Origin of the sequence: Peptoniphilus rachelemmaiella, assembly GCF_943169845.1 — a bacterium.
Classification (GTDB): Bacteria; Bacillota; Clostridia; order Tissierellales; family Peptoniphilaceae; genus Aedoeadaptatus; species Aedoeadaptatus rachelemmaiella.
Map to the genome: position 1 here is coordinate 1 of NZ_CALPBW010000027.1, position 17,714 is coordinate 17,714.

The following is a 17,714-nucleotide window of genomic DNA, read 5'->3' on the forward strand; positions in this document are numbered from 1 at the left end:
ATTCTATAACCTGCTTTTTCGTCCAAGTATTCCTCAACAATTTTTCTCTTCAATTCATAACTATATTTTGCCATTAAAAGGCCCCCAAAGGTTGGATTTCTTGGTCCAACTTTTGGGGGTCAGTGCAATGTGCCACAGGGGTCTTTTGCGTTAGAGTCGATCTTTATTGATTTCCCGCACTTTAAAGCAGGCCACGTATTGACCGGGGAGGATTTCTTCCATTTCGGGATCTCTTCCACGGCAGGTGTCGTCGCCGTAGGGGCAGCGATCTACGAAGCGGCAGCCGGGCTTCATGTTAATGGGGCTCGGCACGTCGCCTTCCAGCTCGATTTGCACGCGCTTGCGTTGCTCGTCGGGATCGGCGATGGGAATGGCCGATAGAAGGGCTTTCGTGTAGGGGTGCAGGGGATTGGTGTAGAAGTCTTCCGTGGTGCCCACTTCCATGAGCTTGCCTAAATACATGACGGCGACGCGGTCGGAAATGTAGCGAACCATGGAAAGGTCGTGGGCGATGAAGAGCAGGGTGAGGCCCAGTTTCTTTTGCACGTCTTTCAGAAGGTTCACGACTTGCGCCTGAATGGAAACGTCCAGGGCGGAGATGGGCTCATCGCAGATGATGAATTTGGGGCGCAGGGCCAGGGAACGGGCGATGCCGATCCGCTGTCTCTGTCCGCCGGAAAATTCGTGGGGGAAGCGGAGGCTGTGCTCGGCACTTAGGCCCACCATTTCCAACAGCTCGATGACGCGCTCTCTGCGCTCTTTTTTATTGCCGATGCCGTAGATGACCAGGGGCTCGGAGATGATTTCTTCTACGGTCATCCGCGGATCCAAGGAAGCGTAGGGATCTTGGAAGATCATTTGCATTTCCTTGCGGTGTTCCTTCATTTCCTTGGGGCCGAAGTCGTAAATGTTTTTTCCTTCAAAGACTACTTCGCCGGCGGTGGGCTCGTAGAGGCGCAGGATGGTGCGCCCGGCCGTGGATTTGCCGCAGCCGCTTTCGCCGACCAGGCCGAAGGTTTCGCCTTTGAAGATGTCGAAATTTAATCCGTCCACAGCTTGGAGAAAGCCGTTTTCTACTTTAAAGTGTTTGGACAGGTTTTTTACCTGCAGAATGGGTTCATTCATGTGTCAACGCCTTCGCTTTCGGATAGGAGGGGTGGTACTTCCAGCAGCGGCAACGGTGGCCTTCGCTGTGTTCGATAAATTCGGGCTTTTGATTTTCGCAGATGCGCATGGCTTCGGAGCAGCGATCGTAGAAACCGCAGCCTTCCGGCGGTTTGTAAAGATCCGGCGGCGTCCCTTCAATGGCGTGAAGGGTTTCTTCCTTGTCCATGGTGAGCTGGGGCACGGCGGCCAAGAGGCGCACCGTGTAGGGGTGCTTCGGCGCGGCGAAAATTTCGTCCACCGTGCCCTCTTCGATGACCTCGCCGGCATACATGACGATGACATCGTCGGCCATGTCGGCGACGACGCCCAGGTCGTGGGTAATCATAATAATCGAGGCGTTAATGTCGTCTTTCAGCTTTTTCATAAGCTTTAAGATTTGCGCCTGTACCGTCACATCCAGGGCCGTGGTGGGCTCGTCGGCGATGAGCAGATGGGGGTTTGATGCCATGGCGATGGCGATCATGACCCGTTGGCGCATCCCGCCGGAAAATTCGTGGGGGTATTGGTTGATCCGCTTTTCCGGATTGGGTACCGATACTTTTTTCAGCATGTCGATGGCGAGTTTTTCGCCTTCTTCTTTGGAAATGTCTCTGTGCCGCTTCACGCCTTCGACGATTTGCGCTCCCACTTTCATGGTGGGATTCAAGCTGGTCATCGGGTCTTGGAAGACCATGGCGATTTTGTTTCCGCGAATGGCGGTCATTTCTTTTTCCGTCTTTGTCAGGAGATCTTCGCCGTCAAAGAGCACTTTGCCGGTCTTGTAGAGGGCCGGCGGTTGAGGCAATAGCCGCATGACGGCGTTGGCCGTTACGCTTTTGCCACAGCCGCTTTCGCCGACGATGGCCAGGGTCTTTCCTTTTCCTACGGAGAAAGACACGCGGCGCACCGCTTCCACTTCGCCGAAGAAGGTGGCGAAGGAGACGGATAAATCTTGTATCTCGAGAATGTTGTTTGTCACAATGCCACCTACTTTCTAAGTCTCGGATCCAGGGCGTCTCTCAAACCGTCGCCCAGCACATTAAACGAGAACATGATAAGAGAGATCATGAGGGCGGGGAAGAAGATTTGATAAAAGAGGCCGATGCCCATGACCCCGAGGCCGTCGTTGGAAAGCACGCCCAAGGAAGGTTGGGGCGGTTGCAGACCCAAACTCATGAAGCTCAATGTGGCCTCCGAGAAAATGGCCCGGGGCACGGTGAGGGTAATGTTGACAAGAATGGGACCCAGGGTGTTGGGAATAATGTGCTTCTTTAAGATGTAGCCTTTGTCTGCCCCAAGGGAGCGGGCCGCGGTGACGTATTCGTTTTCGCGAAGCTGCAATACCTGCCCGCGGACCATAATGGCCATGGGCACCCAGCCCGTAATACTCATGGCGAGAACCAGGGTAAAGAGACTGGCCCCTTGATCGTTGGATAACATAACCGAGATCAAGATAACGATGAGCAAATAGGGGATGGCGTAGATCACTTCCGCAATACGCATCATAATGTTGTCCACGCGGGAAGAGGCCATGCCGGCGATACCGCCGTAGGTGACGCCGACGACAAAGTCCATGGCGGCAGCCAAAATCCCGATTAAAAGGGAGTAGCGGATCCCGTAGCAGACCCGGGTAAAGAGGTCGCGGCCCAATTCGTCGGTGCCGAAAAGATTCACGCTGTTGGGCTCCATATTGAGCCGGGCGTAATCTTGGGTGGAGTAGTCGAAGCCTACAATGGCGGGGCCGACGAAGGCCATGATTAACAGCAGAATAATCGTAATTAAGCCCACCATGGCCAATTTGTTTTGGCGCAGGCGGCGGAAGACATCGGTCCAATAACCGATGACCGGGCGGGTAATGCGCTCCTTGTTGTCGTCTTTTCGAGCCGGCGTAAAGAGCGAGGGATCGATGGGGTTCATTGCGGATTCGTTTTTCATCGCTTCCCTCCCGTCAGTTGAATTCTCGGATCGATGATGACATAAAGAATATCAACGATCAAGAGCAGAATGATCAGCACGAAGGAATAAAAGATCGTCGTGCCCATAATCAGGGTGTAGTCCCGGTTGGTAACCGAGGAGATCAAGAAGTTGCCCAAGCCGGGAACCCCGAAGATTTTTTCGATAACGAACGAACCGGTTAAAAGGCCCGAAAGGGTGGTGCCTAAAGTGGAGACCACAGGCATAATGGCGTTTCGTACGGCGTGGTTCATAATGACCTTTAACTTCGACAGGCCCTTGGAGCGGGCGGTGCGAATGTAGTCTTGGCCCAACACTTCCAGCATGGATGAGCGCATGAGCCGCGCACTGGCCGCAATGGGCATGAGGGCCAGTGAGAGGGAGGGCAGTATGGAGTGACTGAAGGTGCCCCAGCCGCTAATAGGTAGCCACGCCACCTGCTTAGCCACGAACTGCACCAGCAGGGTGGCAAAGATAAAGCTCGGCACCGAAATGCCGATGATGGCGAGGATCATGGTGATGTAATCAGGCAGTTTGTTTTGGTATAAAGCGGCGATACTCCCCAGGGCAGGGCCCAAAATAATGGAGATAATAAAGGCCTGCAAACCGATTTGCGCCGAGACGGGTGCACCGCGCTTAATCATTTGGTTAACAGTTTCGGCTTGAGACTTCATGGACTTGCCGAAGTCGCCTTTGACAATATTCTTTAAGTAAATAACGTATTGCTCGCCTAGGGGCTTATCCAAACCATATTGTGCGCGCAAGTTTTGATACACCTGTTCCGGCATTTTTCCTTCTCGCGCGAAGGGATCGCCCGGCACGGCGTGCATGATCACAAATGTAATGGTGATGATAACCCACATTGTGACAATTGCCATGAGCAATCGCTTCAACACAAATTTTTTCATCGTGCGTCCTTTCCGTTTTACATAAAATGGAACCGAGATGAACAATAGAGAGAACCAGCTTTCGGTTCTCTCTATTATTATCCCTGTCATTTAATTGAACTTGGGTTTATTATTTCGCTTCGATATCCGCATAGATAAATCTCGGATAAGCGAGAAGCGGTTTATAAACGCCGGTGACATTGGGCTTTTGCAATCTGGGTTGCGTGTAGAAGTAAACGGGGATGACGGGCATTTCTTCCATCATGATCTTTTCTGCAGCCTTCATGCTGTCCATACGAACCTTTTGATCGCCGGTGGATGCAGCCTTCTTCAAGAGGGCGTCAAATTCCTTGTTCGACCATCTGGAGTCGTTTTGCGGATTGTCGGTCATAAAGAGATCCAACATGCTCATCGGGTCTTTGTAGTCGCTCATCCAACCGGCACGAGCGATTTCAAAGTTACCGGCCTTGCGGTTATCCAGTAATACTTGGAATTCCATGTTTTCAAGATTCAGTTCCACGCCGAGGTTTTGCTTCCACATTTCTTGCAATGCTTGGGCGATCTTCTTGTGTGCTTCATCGGTATTGTAAGAGAGGGTGCAGTTTTTGAAGTCTTCCATGGTCATGCCTTCTTCTTTCAGGCCTTTTTCCAGGAGTTCTTTTGCCTTTGCTTTATCTTCCGTAATGAGGTTGCCGTTGGCTTTGCGGAAGTCTTTGCCTGCATCGTCGTTCAAGCCGTAAGGAACGATCCCTTCAGCCGGCGGTTGGCCGCCTTGGGTAATGTTTTCGACGATGGTCTTGCGGTCAAGAGCCATGGAGAGGGCCTTGCGGACATTCGCGTTGTTAAAGGGTTTCTTCGTGGTGTTGAATTCAAAGTAGTAAACACCCAAGTCCTTCCCTAATTGAAGTTCGGGATCCTTGGATTGTACAGCCTTTGCCGTAACAGCCGGTGCCGGTTGAACCAATACATCGTATTCGCCGCCTTCATATTTTTGGTAAGCCGTGTTGTCGTCTTCCAAAATGTCGAATTGAAGGCCGTCTAATTTAACCTTATCGGCATCGACGTAATTGTCGTTCTTAACCATCTTGATGTTTTCTTTGTGGTTCCATTCCGTAATCTTGAAGGGACCGTTGGAGACAAATTCCGTGTTTTGGGGATCTTTTGCCCAGTCGGGATTTGCACTGACGACCTTTTCATCCACAGGAAGCAAGGTGTAGAACGCGGTGATGTCCAAGAAGTAGGGGGTCGGAGCCTTTAATTGAACTTCAAGGGTCTTGTCGTCTAAAGCCTTAATGCCGACATCGTCGATGGAGCCTTTGCCGTTAAAGTATTCTTCCGCACCCTTAACATAAGTGGTGATTTGGAAAGAATAGTCAGAAGCTAACTTCGGATCGATGACGCGTTTCCACGCATATTCGAAATCCTTGGCAGTCAACGGATCGCCGTTGGACCATTTCAAGCCGTCGCGCAGCTTAAAGGTGTAGGTCATGCCGTCGTCGGAGACTTCGTAAGATTCAGCTTGTGCGGGAACCAGTTTATCGTTTTCGTCGTAGCGCATCAAACCTTCAAATGCGTGGTAAAGAACGAAAGATTCGTGGGTACCCTTTGCAATGGCCGGGTCCAAAGTGCCCGGTTCAGATTTGTTGTTCGTGCGTAAAATCTTTGTTCCGCCGGACTCGCCGGAAACCTTTTGGCTTTCAGCCTTCTTGTTTGCGCCATTGTTTGCTGCGCCGCCACAGGCTGCGAGCAACATGACACAGGCGATGAGGACCGACAGTAGTCGTACCTTTTTGTTTATCATGTTCTCCTCCTTAAAAAATCAAATGCGTGCATGGGATCCGAAGATTCCTATGTACCATTCCAATTATAATATAACGTTTTACTTTAGTAAATGAATTTGACGACATTGTCGGATTAAATTTTAATTTAACAAGCATAAAATGGGAATAATGCGGGATAATGAGCGGATTAGGGTGTCATAGAAAGCAGATAGAAAGGGAGGTAGAGAGCCTAAAAAGACAGCGGAAGGTAAAAAAGGCGACAAAAAAACAGACGGCCCTTTGCGGTCGCCTGAAATTATTTTCCTTCGCTTTTTTATTTTTTTATTTCGTCGCCTAAGTGGCGCAGCTTCTCTACCTGTTCTTCCTGTCCCAAGACGATGAGCACATCGCCGATTTTAAAGGTGTAGTCCACCGGGGGATTGAAGAGCATCTTGCCGTCGGCCTTCCTTTTAATGGCCAAGACCACGAGGCCCGTTTTTTTTGGAATTTCCGCCTCGATTAAATTCTTGTTTTCCAGATAAGAGCCGGAAAAGATCACCACTTCCTCCAAATCCAGCTCCACATCGCCGATTCGGGTGACCACATCTAAGAAAGACATAATGTTGGGCTTAATCATGAGAGACGCCATGCGCTTGCCGCTGATTTCCACGGCGGAGAGGGTTTTGTCGGCGCCTACCTTTAATAATTTGTCGTTGCCCGATTTGCTCACGGAGTTGGCGATAATGTAAATGTCTTTGTTCATGTCCCGCGCCGTGAGCACGGTGACGATATTATCCACCTCGGAATCCAGCGTCGCCAAAAGCCCTTTGGCCCGCGCGATGCCGGCATGTTCCAGCACGCTTTCTTCCGTGGCGTGGCCTTCGACGACCAAAATATCGTGGTGGCTTAAATCGTCCAAATCTTTCCGATTGTCGGTAATGACGACGAAGGCCATTTTTTCGTGAATAAATTTATTGATGATGACCTCGGCTAATTCGCCGGAGCCGCAAATGATGTAATGATCATTGAGTGCGGAAATTTTTCTGTCCATTTTACTTCCCTTCCACAAATCTCCAACTTTTCCCTCGACGAACATGGCTACCACCGTGGAAAAGGCATAGCCCACAACGCCCACGCCTAAAAAAATCATGAGGACCGAAAACAGTTCGGACGCATTGCTGGTGGTGCCGATTTCGCCGAAGCCCACCGTGGAAATGGTGATCACCGTCATGTAGAAGGCATCGATATAATCCACATCCAGCAGAATTTTGTAGCCGATCATGCCGAAGATGAGCAAAAACGCAAATGAGTAAAAGGTGAATTTGAGTTTTCTTTTCTCGTCCATAGATCCCTCCTTATGGCTACGATTATAATAGAATTCGCCGGAAAAAGCTGTCTATTTTCGTTTTTTTGTCAGCGTGGAAAAGGAATGATTGCCGGAGGCAGGCAAATGTAAACAAACAGATGAAAAAGCATGGCATAAGGCAAATCCATCATTAGGAATAACTGTCCCGATAGAAAAGGCAAGACAGGCCTGCGAATCAGCTAAGTAAAATCCAACTGAAGAAAATGACTTAAACAGTTAAGATTACATCTAGTCGAAATTTTAAAGACATGTCTCCTCCAACAAAAGAATTAATGAAACTAACCCTTAAAAGAATAATAGCCCATGGAGGTCATCCAATTCTAAGATGGATGATGGATGATATTTTTATACGAACTGATCCTGTTAGAAACATCATGGCAGACAAGGAAAAACCATAGAGAAGATAGACGGAGTTATCACTACCATTATGGCACATGGTAGGGCGATAAGATGTGGGAATGTTACGAGTGAATCGGATTATGATGATAGAGGGACAATAGTATTCTAATAGAGGGATTTATTTAAAAATACTTTACATGGTAGTAAGTAAATGATATGATTGTAATGAAAATTATTATCAATAGGGGTATAAAATGTTAAAAAGTTTTTTTGAGAATGTAATAAAGCCAAAGGACAATTTTGGTGGTCGCTTTATGGTTAAGGGCATGAATATTGGTCATGAGAAGTTAGCAAAGTGGGGCAGATCATTTTTAAACATTAGACAGACTGATACTTTATTGGACCTTGGTTGTGGTGGAGGTAGAAATATCCAATATTTTTTAACTAAGGCTAACAAGGTATATGGAATGGATTATTCAAAAGTTAGTGTAGATATTTCTAAATCATTAAACAGTGAAGCCATAAAAGATGGAAGGTGCAAAATAATTGAAGGAGATGTATCAAAAATACCTTTTGAAGATCAATCAATAAATATTGTAACTGCATTTGAAACTATCTATTTTTGGAGTGACTTAGAAACAAGCTTTAAAGAAATCTATCGTGTTCTAAAAAAAGGTGGACAATTTTTAATATGTAATGAAGGGGCTTTTAGAGATCATAAAAACATAAAAAAATGGGCTGATATGCTTAAATTTAAAGTATACTCACCAGAATATTTAACTAGAATCTTAACAAAACTTGGTTTTAAGTGTGAGTATCATTTAGATAAAAAAGATCAGATTGTCTTTATAGCTATAAAACAATAATTTATATTAGTGCATCTACAAAAGTAGGTGCTTTTTTCATGCCAAAATAGAGGTGGGAATATAGGACTTCTAAATAAACTATTTAACAGTAAGGGTACAAGCAAATCAGGAGACATATCTAAAGAAAGGGAGAGGGTATCTTCATCGTATTTTTTTTGGAAGAACAACAGTTGGCAGAAATGTCAATGAATCTACTACCCTGTAGATAATAGCAGCTTATTCATGTGTGAGATTTTTAGCTGAAACCTTAGTAGGACTTCCCGTTTATTTATATAAAACAGGTTTATCATTTGAAGTAGATAGAATACTAAAGGATGGAAATTTTCAAGGGTAAAAATCTAGGATAAAAGAACCTAATTCAATATGGAGATTTGTTTTTGAAGAGTTAAAGATATCATTTGAGTTTAAAATGAGATCCATATTCTCTGAAGATTGATTTTTTGCAATTTTTGTTTATATTTGGTCAGTCCTATGAGTAATACTTTTATATTAATCCCTCTTTTTTCATAAGAGACAACTCTCTTGAAAGGGCAGCCCTATTACAAGCTAAAAATTTCGCTAAATCCTCTCTGGATAGTTTATTAGAAAATAAGGAGTCTTCACCATATTTATCTATATATTTATTAATTTTCTCCCTAATCGTAGGTTTAGAATATACATCTAATTTGTAGGTTAAGTATGAAATTTGCTCATTATGCAATTTTATAATATTTTCCATAAAAATCGGCCTGCTTGAACAAGACTTTTTATTTTTTTCAAAGATTTCGCTAACATCAAGGGCTAAAACTTTAGAATCTTTTTTTGCAACCATAAATCTATCAGTTAGGGAGGAAAAATTTAGAGAAAAAGAATCTGACGCCTCATAAATTCTATCTATAATTTCCTTATTATCATCTATTGTAGATAAATCAATTCTTCCCTTCAAAACTATACCTGCCTTAAAGCCCTTAGAGAAATCATATAGATATTCGCCTTTACTATAAATTAAGGTTTTATGATCAATACAAGAAAGTATGTGGTGTATAGTACTTTCGTCTAAACTATAAAATAATTTACTTTTAAAAATAATCTTTTCCACAAAATCCCCCATTTGTTGCTTCTGCAACTGCAACAAAATTTATCTCTGGTATAATTATAAATGTAGTGATAATTATTATCAAGGAGGAAGAGAAAATGGAAAAAAATAAAATTATTTTTGGGCATGATTTTTTAAAGATGCTTGGAAGAACAAGACTCAGACCAGGCGGCGGTCTTATGACCGATTGGATACTTGATCAGGTACAGATTGATAAAGATATGCAAGTTTTGGAAGTTGCTTGCAATAAAGGAGATAACCTAATAAGAGTTTATACTAAATATAAATGCAAAATAATAGGCATAGATAATGACCAAGTTGTCATTGATCAAGCTTTGGAGAATATAAAGCTTTTAGGTCTAGACAAAGAAATTGAAGTTATGAATATGGATGCCTTAAAGTTGGATTTCGAGGATGAAACATTTGATTTAATAATTAATGAAGCAATGCTTACCATGCTTCCAAATGAAGAAAAAGCAAAGGCTCTTAAAAATTATCACAGGGTTTTAAAAAAAGGCGGCTATCTATTAACTCATGATGTGGCAGTGGAAAAAGAAAGTGAAGATATAAGAAGGCAACTTTCAAGATTTACAAACATGGACGTGTATCCTCTAACCGTAGAAAATTGGAACAAACTGTTTGTTGAAAATTCTTTTAGACCTTTTTCACAAAGGACTGGTAGGATGATTCTCTTAGACAGGGATACAATCATAAAAGATGAGGGACCAGCAGGGGCTGCAAATTTTTATAAAAATGCTTATTCAGAAGAAAATAGGGATAGATTTGTAAAAATGTTAGAGAGGTCTAAAAATTCAAGCATTTATTATATAGTTTTAGCAAGCAAAAAGGAGGATTAGGTAAAAAGGAGGATTAGATGGAAGCTATTAAAAAAATATCATTAATTTTATGTCTGACAGTGCTTGCCTTAACAGGCATGACCGCTTGTAGCAATATAAAAACTGAACAAAATTCAGAAAGGAAGGAAGTAGCTCAAACTGAGAAAAAGGAAGAAAAGCCAGAAGAACCTAAGGATGAAAATAAAAAAGTTAGAACAATCACAGACCATGCAGGTAACACGGTAGAGGTTCCTGAGAAAATTGAAAGAATAGTAATAGATCAGATTCCTATCTTATCTACTTATATGGCTTATCACCATGGAAAGGCCCCATATATAGTAGGATATGCTGGTTCTCTTAAGCAGGTAATTTCAAATACAGTTTTAAAGGATATTGCTCCAGAGCTTCTTGATAGCCAAAATACAGTTCAAGCTCAATCTGACATTAATATTGAGGAAATAATGAAGCTTAAACCAGATGTTATTTTTTACAATGCTTCAAATAAAGAACACTATGAAGTCCTTAAAAAGACAGGGATTCCTTGTGTAGGATTTGCTACAGTTGGCACAAATGGACCAGCTGACCCAATAGATAGGTACACACAATGGTTAAAGCTCTTAGAAGATGTATTTGGCGAAAGCGGAAAGACAGATGATTTTATAAAAGCCGGTCAAGAAATTGTAAAAGATGTTGAAGAAAGAATTTCAAAAATAGATGATAGTAAAAAACCAAGTGGTGTGATTTTATGGAAGTATGTTGAAGGAGTACCAATGGTTGCTGGTAAGGGTGTTTTTGGGGATTTCTGGCTAAAGAGAATTGGTGTTAAAAACTTAGCGGATGAAACAAAAGGCTTTGCCAAAGTTTCTATTGAACAATTTTATCAATGGGATCCAGATATACTTTATCTTGATGGCCCTGGTCTTCTTGATATTACAACAAAAGATGTATTTGAAAATTCAGTAGAAGGTATCAATTTTTCAAATATGAAAGCTGTTAAGGATAAAAAAGTTTATAACACTAAGCTTGGTATGTGGAATTGGTTTACACCAAATCCAGACGGACCACTTGTACTAGCTTGGCTTGCAAAATCAACCTACCCAGAGGAATTTAAAGACTATGATCTAAAAGCAATGATTAAAGATTACTATAAAACATGGTATGATTATGAATTAACAAATGAACAAGTTGAGGATATGTTTGATATATGATTAAAAAAATCTTTATCAAAGATAAAAAAATAAAATTAAGCTCATATATAATCCTCATAAGTCTACCCATATTAATTAGTATTTTGGCACTTGCCATAGGTAGGATGCCTCTTAGTATAGGACAGATTATTGAATTTTTTAATGCTTATCTAGGAGGAGGAGACTTTGATCCTATGCTTGAATCAGTAATAATAAATGTAAGATTACCAAGGATTATTACTGGTCTAGTAGTGGGAGCTGGTCTTTCCGCAGCAGGTCTTGCCTTTCAAGGGGTTTTTTCAAACCCCTTGGCAACTCCTGATATACTAGGTGTAAGCTCGGCTGCAAGTCTTGGAGCTGTAATTGGTATACTTTTATCACTTTCAACCCTATCTATTCAATTATTTGCTTTAGCTTTTGGATTAATTGGTGTAGTCTTGACTTTATATATTGGCAAAGCTAAGACTAGGTCATCAACGATAATGCTTATACTAGCAGGTCTTGTAGTTTCGTCATTATCAAATGCTCTAGCGTCTCTTCTAAAATATACAGCAGACCCGACAGATAAGTTGCCAGCCATCAGTTATTGGCTTATGGGCTCTTTTGCAAGATCATCTTATAAAAATTTGATGCTTTCAGCACCCCTAATAATTTTGGGAATCATCATAATAAGACTCTTGATATTTAGGCTAAATATTATGAGCCTATCAGAAGATGAAGCAAAAAGTCTCGGGGTTAATGTCAAAAAAACCAGACTTATTTTTATATTTGCATCAACACTTATCACAGCTTCATCTATATCAATGTGTGGTCAAGTCGGATGGATTGGCTTGATAATTCCTCACATGGCAAGGATGATGGTAGGAGCCAACAACACTCATACCCTACCTTTTAGCATATCTTTAGGATCAAGTCTTATGGTATTAATAGAAGCTTTATCAAGAACAGTTTCTGTAATAGAACTACCAATATCAGTTCTTACAGCAATAATAGGAGCTCCAATTTTTATAAGTTTAATTAGAAAAACTGGGGGTGGTTTCAATTAAATTAGAAATAAAAGATGCAGGATTTTATTATGATAAAAATCATGTATTATTTAAGAATTTATCTTTTTGTCTGGATCAAGGTCAGGTTTTATCTATTTTAGGACCCAATGGAGTTGGTAAGACTAGCCTTATAAGATGTATATGTGATTTTGAAAAATGGAAACTAGGAAATAGTTTTATGGATGGAAAAGATATTTCAAGTTTTAACAGAAGAGACTTATGGTCTAACATATCCTATGTTCCACAAAAAAGGTCATTTTCTTTTGAATATTCTGGAATTGATATGGTAGTGTTAGGGCTTTCTAGTAAAATTGGACCATTTGCAAAACCAAGCGCAAGAGAATATAAGAAGGCAAATAATATTATGAAAAGTTTAGCTATAGAGAATCTTAAAGATAAGTCGTGTTCTGTGATGAGTGGGGGAGAACTTCAGATGGTTCTAATAGCTAGAGCTTTAATATCAGATCCAAGTTTAATCATATTAGATGAGCCAGAAAGTGGTCTTGATTTTAAAAATCAACTTAAAATAATTTCATTAATCAAAAAACTATCCAAGATAGATAATATTAGTGTTATTATAAATACTCATTACCCAGCCCATGCTCTTGAAATAGCGGATAAATGCTTGATGTTAATGGAAAATGCTAGACATAAAATAGGCAAAACATCTGATATTATCTGTAAGGAAAATATGAAAGACGCCTTTGGGGTAGAGGTTATACTCGAAAAAATAAAAAAATATGAAAAAGAATATGAGGCTGTAATACCAATTAGAATTGTAGGAGATTAAAATGAAAAATATTAGCAAGGGAAAAATATTGACACCAGAAGAGGTCATACCTATAAAAGACCAGCAAACCATAAGTAAGAAATTTGTAGACTTATCTGAGCTTCACATCCTACTTATGAGTCTGGACCAAGATACCAGCATTTCCCCTGAATTTTATGAAGAAGAAAGAATATATCTCGTCTTAGAAGGAGACCTTAAATTTAATAATGAAAAACTTACCAGCCAGGACCTAATACTTTTTGAAAAAGACAAGCTTTTTGGCATAGGAGCAAGGGAAAAAAGTATATTTTTAGAAATCGCTATTGACTTAAAGGAGGAAGAAATGAAAAACATTGACAAGGGAAAGAAAATTAAATTAGTTGACTATTTAGATTATGTAGAAGGAGGAATCGCAAACATTGACCTTGTATCAAAAGATGGGTTTAGGCTTGTTTTAATGGCCTTTGATGCAGGGGAGGGGCTAAAACCACACAAGGCTCCTGGTGATGCTCTGGTCCTAGCACTTGAGGGTAAGGCAAGGCTTCTTGTTGGAGACAAGGAAGTGGAGATAGAATCTGGAGACCAAATAGTATTTCCAGCAAATGTAACTCACAATGTAACTGCAATTAAAAGATTTAAAATGTTATTAATCTTATCTGTAGATAAATAAAAAAGATCTTGAATGATTTTTCAATCATAAATCTGAAATCTAAAAATTAGACCAATACCAGAGTTGAAATTAAAGCTTACTCTGGTATTTATTTGTTATAAACATGGGTTTGTTTGCACATTAGATTCTTGAAAGTATTTGAAAATGTAACTTGCAAGTACAACTTTTGATTTTAATAAAGAAAACAATGTTTATTACCATGATACTGGCAGAGGCTATAGCCCATATGCTTATTTAGGACTTTATAAACAAAAGAGCTTAAGATTGATAGGCAAGGTGTGTGCAATAATTGCCGCTGTAGAAAAAGATGGAGAAATTGAATATGAGGCTGAATTAGGTGATGTAACAAACGAACATAAGGATACTATTGTTAAAGCAATGGAAGATGCTCTTTCCTATGGTTATGCTTTAAAAAACTACAAGCATAAATATTTCTTCGTTGATAAATTTTATGAAACAGACTTTAGAAAGGTGTCAAAGAGAGCACCAATGGGAGTAAAGATATTTGATTTAAAATAAATTTAATAACTAACCCTCAAACCCCTTAAAATACAAGGATATTTGCAAGAGTACAAGTTGAATTTACTACCAATTTACTACTTTTGAGGGAAGAGCCTTGATGTGCTGTAAAAACTCTTGCAGATAGAAACGTTTTACCACAGATAACACAAGGTATAAAGAAAGTGCAAAATTAAATAGGAAATCATAAAAGCGGTGATCTTTCGTTTCTGTTAAAGGAAACATAGGAATACCACTTTTTTCATGTCCATGTTACGAGGTAGAAGTAAGCAAGGGCTTGAAATATAAGGCTTTCAAAGGGCGATTTTGAGAAAGTAAGGGTAATATACATTTTCTTTCAAAATCGCCTTTTACTGCGTAACAAATAAAAATAAAAGGAGTATCAGTATGGCAGTTTTTGGAACAGAAAAAGACAAAACTTTTTAGTTGCTTGAAATCTGGACATGATGGCGAATTCTTATTGAAACATCAGCATATAAATCCACATCAAACCCCTCTGCCACTTCAAAACTTACAAATATACAATATGGTATTTCATCTTTTTTAAGTTTAATTGCTTCCTCTCTACAATTTACTTTTATAATAAGATCATCATCATTCCAGACGATTGGGTTTTCTCCAGTAAAAATCTCATGTTGTAATGACCCCTTACGAACTGCCTGCCATTCTGTATTTTGCCTCTCTGGAACAAGACCCTTTCCACCATCATCAATATTAAACCATAGTTGTGCACCTCGATATGTTTGCTTATTTGGTACAACAGGAGAAAGATAAGCTAAGGTAACAGTTAGCTTCCGTTTCATTAGGCGAGACGAAAAGTCTACAGGAAGCGGGAGTCTAAAGATATCCCCTTCATCTTTCTTTAATGCTCCAAGTCCAATAAGAGTTATGCGTTCTTTAGTGCACTCTATAACACGACTTATATTAGGAATACCGTTTCCAAGCCATTTACTTAATTTTTTTGGGGAAGTTTCCATTGATGAAGCAATTTTATCAGCAATAGATTCCCATGATGCACCATGTGTGAGCATAGCCTTCAAAAGGATTGCCGTAGAATCTGCTGGCATCTTGGTACCTGTTTCGTCAAGAAATATCTGATTAAGTACATCATGGCATTTTGCTGCTTCATGTGTTATTTGTGCGGCAGCATCGCTAGTTCCAAAAGAAAAAGCACATCCATCTGTGGCGCCCGTTCCATATGGAGCAGCAGATAAGCATCCTGGCTCACGCGAAGATTCTACCCAATTGATTTTACCATCAAATCTTCCTCTGACAAATTCTCTACCACCATAATAAAACAAGTCCGGAGTAATGATAGAACGATACCCTTTTCCAATTGCAGATATAGGGGATGGTAGTCCCCTGTCAACGGCCCAAATAAAACGATCGGTTTCATTTACATTAGTGAAATCATCATACAAAGCACCGATTGTAAGTCCATTCAAACTTTCTGCGGGTGACAATATTTTAAGATTGCGTTGATTATCTTTTATGATCTCAGCAAAAATGTTACTTCTCTGTGTTATGTCAAGAGATTTTAGTTCGTCGAACGGTTTATTTATAAAGTTTACAATCTCTGGGTGGTTGCCGGCACTTATGATAAACAAAATCTTATATTTATAGGCAAGAAAATCGAGCAGTCGCGCGGTCGGGCTCATTGTGACAGCCAACTGTCGCACAGGGTCTCCAATAGACAAATTAATTACTTTAGTATTGGGGGCCGTTGCGCTCTCTTGACCCTCTCCCACCATCATTCTCTTTACAGCTCGGTGAAGAACATCAATAAACATATTGTCATCCGGAACACCTTCTGTAATCTTATCGAAGCCGCTTTGTTTCGGTCGTAAAATAGGTCTCACATATACGGGACTACTAATAGGAGCGTCATTCCTTTTAATATCACCATAAATTGCAAGGGAGACCATCGAAGTACCATGAACACGATATTTGCTTTCATATCCCGTAGCATAGTCATCAGGATCATCAATGATAACTCGTCCACGAAGCAGACGGTGATTTTGCATTGGCATACCGTCAAAAACGGCAACCACAGCATCACCTGTCGGTAATGATGCTTCTTCAGTAGAAGTGTATACTTCTGAGTCCGTTGTAGAAACAAATGCAGATTGACAAACAGGACGGAAGAACATGATATCGTCAACTTGCGATAATTCAATTTCTTCATATTGATTGACTAAGCTCTCAATAGAAGTTCTTGGTAGTTCAACTAACATACCATGGTAAAATATTTCATCTATTATACATTCCTGAATTACATGTCCTTCTAACAATTGAATTTCGCGGTGAATCGTTTCAGCTGAATTACTTCTTTTTGCCGCATCACTTCTAAAGAACAGTTCGATTTCAAACGGAACGTGAGAGTTCCCATCAAATTCCAGCGATTCACGCCAATATTCTAAAGCGTGTGTTTCTTCAATTCTATCTCTTGCGTCCCACTTCCTTAAGTCTTTTATTTTGGTAAAAACATCACGGAGTCCTGCAAATCCCCGTTTGAATACATCTGTTTCTCCATTTTGATATCGTTGCCACAATGATAATAATTGCGACATCGCCTGTTGATTAGACATTACACAATATAGTTTCCCGTTTAGTGAATTTTCAATTTTTTCACCAGATTTACTGTCTACTTGGTAAAAATCATCATCCGGATCAAATGGTCCAGTCTCGCTGTCAAGTATCCATTCAAGACCATCTGTATTTTTCACTGCCGTATAGAAATTATCAACAGTTCCAATTATTTCAAAAACCAAAGCAAATTCAGGGTTAATCCCAGTGGGAGATTGCTGAATTTTTAATGCCTTCTGTTCAAAAGCAGTTTTTAGTAAAGTAAAAGATGGTTGTAGCCGAGTGAACTGCCTTCCAAAAGACGGACTTACTGTCTTTGTAAATACGGGAGGTTTGTGTTCACGATCTGCTCTTTCTGGAGACGGAAATAATAGATTCTATGTCAACCGTTGGGGAGTCTAGTGAAAACTAGGCTCCTTTTTGTTTTCCTAAAAGCCATCCATCACCGATCTTTTGAACAAACAAAGAGTAATTTGGTTCGAAAATGATGAAAGTTTTGCATCCCAAAAGCCACACGCTTCACGGTCTTGATCTTGTTGTGCGTTCCTTCCACGTAGCCGTTACTCCACGGGTAATCAAAGATGTTGGTGATCTCCTCGAACCAGTTGTTGTAGGCGCGCAAGCAGTAACGCCATTCCTTTTGCCCGCCTTTCTTTGCCTCTTCCATCCACTTTGAAAGGGCGGTGGCGGCGGTTTCTTTGTCGTTCTG

General features: G+C 40.9%; 16 protein-coding genes. 7 read left to right on the plus strand and 9 right to left on the minus strand.

Annotated features, from left to right (window positions below; translation table 11 throughout):
* Positions 1-150: 150 nt before the first annotated feature.
* The 6 genes from KO087_RS08890 to KO087_RS08915 form a co-directional block, all read right to left on the minus strand.
* A complete protein-coding gene (locus tag KO087_RS08890; protein ID WP_215508887.1) occupies positions 151-1,125 on the minus strand; it encodes an ABC transporter ATP-binding protein in 975 nt (324 codons plus the stop codon).
* Positions 1,118-2,125: an ABC transporter ATP-binding protein gene (locus tag KO087_RS08895; protein ID WP_215508888.1), complete on the minus strand. Its 1,008-nt coding sequence runs from the start codon at positions 2,123-2,125 to the stop codon at positions 1,118-1,120. The genes KO087_RS08890 and KO087_RS08895 overlap by 8 nt, the downstream gene beginning before the upstream one ends.
* Positions 2,126-2,133: 8 nt before the next feature.
* The gene (locus tag KO087_RS08900) at positions 2,134-3,081 is read right to left on the minus strand and encodes an ABC transporter permease (RefSeq protein ID WP_251375010.1); all 948 of its coding nucleotides are present in this window, start codon (positions 3,079-3,081) and stop codon (positions 2,134-2,136) included.
* The gene (locus tag KO087_RS08905; protein ID WP_215508889.1) at positions 3,078-4,007 is read right to left on the minus strand and encodes an ABC transporter permease; all 930 of its coding nucleotides are present in this window, start codon (positions 4,005-4,007) and stop codon (positions 3,078-3,080) included. Before KO087_RS08905 ends, KO087_RS08900 begins: the two co-directional genes overlap by 4 nt.
* Positions 4,008-4,116: 109 nt before the next feature.
* On the minus strand, positions 4,117-5,787 hold the full coding sequence (locus tag KO087_RS08910; protein ID WP_215508890.1) for a peptide ABC transporter substrate-binding protein: 1,671 nt from the start codon (positions 5,785-5,787) through the stop codon (positions 4,117-4,119).
* Between the two features lie 293 nt (positions 5,788-6,080).
* Positions 6,081-7,091, minus strand: coding sequence for a potassium channel family protein (locus tag KO087_RS08915; RefSeq protein ID WP_215508891.1), 1,011 nt, complete (start codon positions 7,089-7,091; stop codon positions 6,081-6,083).
* Positions 7,092-7,705: 614 nt separating this feature from the next.
* Between KO087_RS08915 and KO087_RS08920 the strand changes: the two genes are divergently transcribed.
* Positions 7,706-8,317, plus strand: coding sequence for a class I SAM-dependent methyltransferase (locus KO087_RS08920; protein ID WP_215508892.1), 612 nt, complete (start codon positions 7,706-7,708; stop codon positions 8,315-8,317).
* Positions 8,318-8,801: 484 nt separating this feature from the next.
* Here KO087_RS08920 and KO087_RS08925 read toward each other — a convergent pair whose 3' ends face one another.
* A complete protein-coding gene (locus tag KO087_RS08925) occupies positions 8,802-9,395 on the minus strand; it encodes a Crp/Fnr family transcriptional regulator (RefSeq protein ID WP_215508893.1) in 594 nt (197 codons plus the stop codon).
* 95 nt (positions 9,396-9,490) lie between these two features.
* On the opposite strand from KO087_RS08925, the gene KO087_RS08930 reads away from it, so the two are divergent.
* The 6 genes from KO087_RS08930 to KO087_RS08955 all read left to right on the plus strand — a co-directional run bounded on the left by KO087_RS08930 (position 9,491) and on the right by KO087_RS08955 (position 14,419).
* A complete protein-coding gene (locus tag KO087_RS08930; RefSeq protein ID WP_215508894.1) occupies positions 9,491-10,249 on the plus strand; it encodes a class I SAM-dependent methyltransferase in 759 nt (252 codons plus the stop codon).
* Between the two features lie 17 nt (positions 10,250-10,266).
* The gene (locus KO087_RS08935) at positions 10,267-11,436 is read left to right on the plus strand and encodes an ABC transporter substrate-binding protein (protein ID WP_215508895.1); all 1,170 of its coding nucleotides are present in this window, start codon (positions 10,267-10,269) and stop codon (positions 11,434-11,436) included.
* Positions 11,433-12,461 carry a FecCD family ABC transporter permease gene (locus KO087_RS08940; protein WP_215508896.1) on the plus strand — a complete coding sequence of 343 codons (1,029 nt, stop codon included), beginning with the start codon at positions 11,433-11,435 and terminating at the stop codon, positions 12,459-12,461. Before KO087_RS08935 ends, KO087_RS08940 begins: the two co-directional genes overlap by 4 nt.
* Positions 12,448-13,251 (plus strand): ABC transporter ATP-binding protein, encoded by an 804-nt coding sequence (locus KO087_RS08945; protein ID WP_215508897.1) that lies wholly within the window; start codon positions 12,448-12,450, stop codon positions 13,249-13,251. Before KO087_RS08940 ends, KO087_RS08945 begins: the two co-directional genes overlap by 14 nt.
* Position 13,252: 1 nt before the next feature.
* Positions 13,253-13,900 carry a cupin domain-containing protein gene (locus KO087_RS08950; protein WP_215508898.1) on the plus strand — a complete coding sequence of 216 codons (648 nt, stop codon included), beginning with the start codon at positions 13,253-13,255 and terminating at the stop codon, positions 13,898-13,900.
* A gap of 276 nt (positions 13,901-14,176) precedes the next feature.
* The gene (locus tag KO087_RS08955; protein WP_251375012.1) at positions 14,177-14,419 is read left to right on the plus strand and encodes a hypothetical protein; all 243 of its coding nucleotides are present in this window, start codon (positions 14,177-14,179) and stop codon (positions 14,417-14,419) included.
* A gap of 422 nt (positions 14,420-14,841) precedes the next feature.
* Here the strand turns inward: KO087_RS08955 and KO087_RS08960 are convergent, their stop codons facing one another.
* Together KO087_RS08960 and KO087_RS08965 are read right to left on the minus strand one after the other, a co-directional pair.
* Complete coding sequence (locus tag KO087_RS08960) at positions 14,842-17,190, minus strand: S8 family peptidase (protein WP_215508899.1); 2,349 nt, start codon at positions 17,188-17,190, stop codon at positions 14,842-14,844.
* Between the two features lie 257 nt (positions 17,191-17,447).
* The coding region (locus KO087_RS08965) for a transposase (protein ID WP_215508900.1) at positions 17,448-17,714 on the minus strand (267 nt) is incomplete at its 5' end.

What these genes read in the sequence shown, in the direction of transcription:
- KO087_RS08890 (WP_215508887.1), bottom strand. Translation starts at nt 1,125, where the DNA reads ATGAATGAACCCATTCTGCAGGTAAAAAACCTGTCCAAACACTTTAAA.
- KO087_RS08905 (WP_215508889.1), bottom strand. Translation starts at nt 4,007, where the DNA reads ATGAAAAAATTTGTGTTGAAGCGATTGCTCATGGCAATTGTCACAATG.
- KO087_RS08940 (WP_215508896.1), top strand. Translation starts at nt 11,433, where the DNA reads ATGATTAAAAAAATCTTTATCAAAGATAAAAAAATAAAATTAAGCTCA.
- KO087_RS08900 (WP_251375010.1), bottom strand. Translation starts at nt 3,081, where the DNA reads ATGAAAAACGAATCCGCAATGAACCCCATCGATCCCTCGCTCTTTACG.
- KO087_RS08950 (WP_215508898.1), top strand. Translation starts at nt 13,253, where the DNA reads ATGAAAAATATTAGCAAGGGAAAAATATTGACACCAGAAGAGGTCATA.
- KO087_RS08935 (WP_215508895.1), top strand. Translation starts at nt 10,267, where the DNA reads ATGGAAGCTATTAAAAAAATATCATTAATTTTATGTCTGACAGTGCTT.
- KO087_RS08920 (WP_215508892.1), top strand. Translation starts at nt 7,706, where the DNA reads ATGTTAAAAAGTTTTTTTGAGAATGTAATAAAGCCAAAGGACAATTTT.
- KO087_RS08930 (WP_215508894.1), top strand. Translation starts at nt 9,491, where the DNA reads ATGGAAAAAAATAAAATTATTTTTGGGCATGATTTTTTAAAGATGCTT.
- KO087_RS08915 (WP_215508891.1), bottom strand. Translation starts at nt 7,091, where the DNA reads ATGGACGAGAAAAGAAAACTCAAATTCACCTTTTACTCATTTGCGTTT.
- KO087_RS08910 (WP_215508890.1), bottom strand. Translation starts at nt 5,787, where the DNA reads ATGATAAACAAAAAGGTACGACTACTGTCGGTCCTCATCGCCTGTGTC.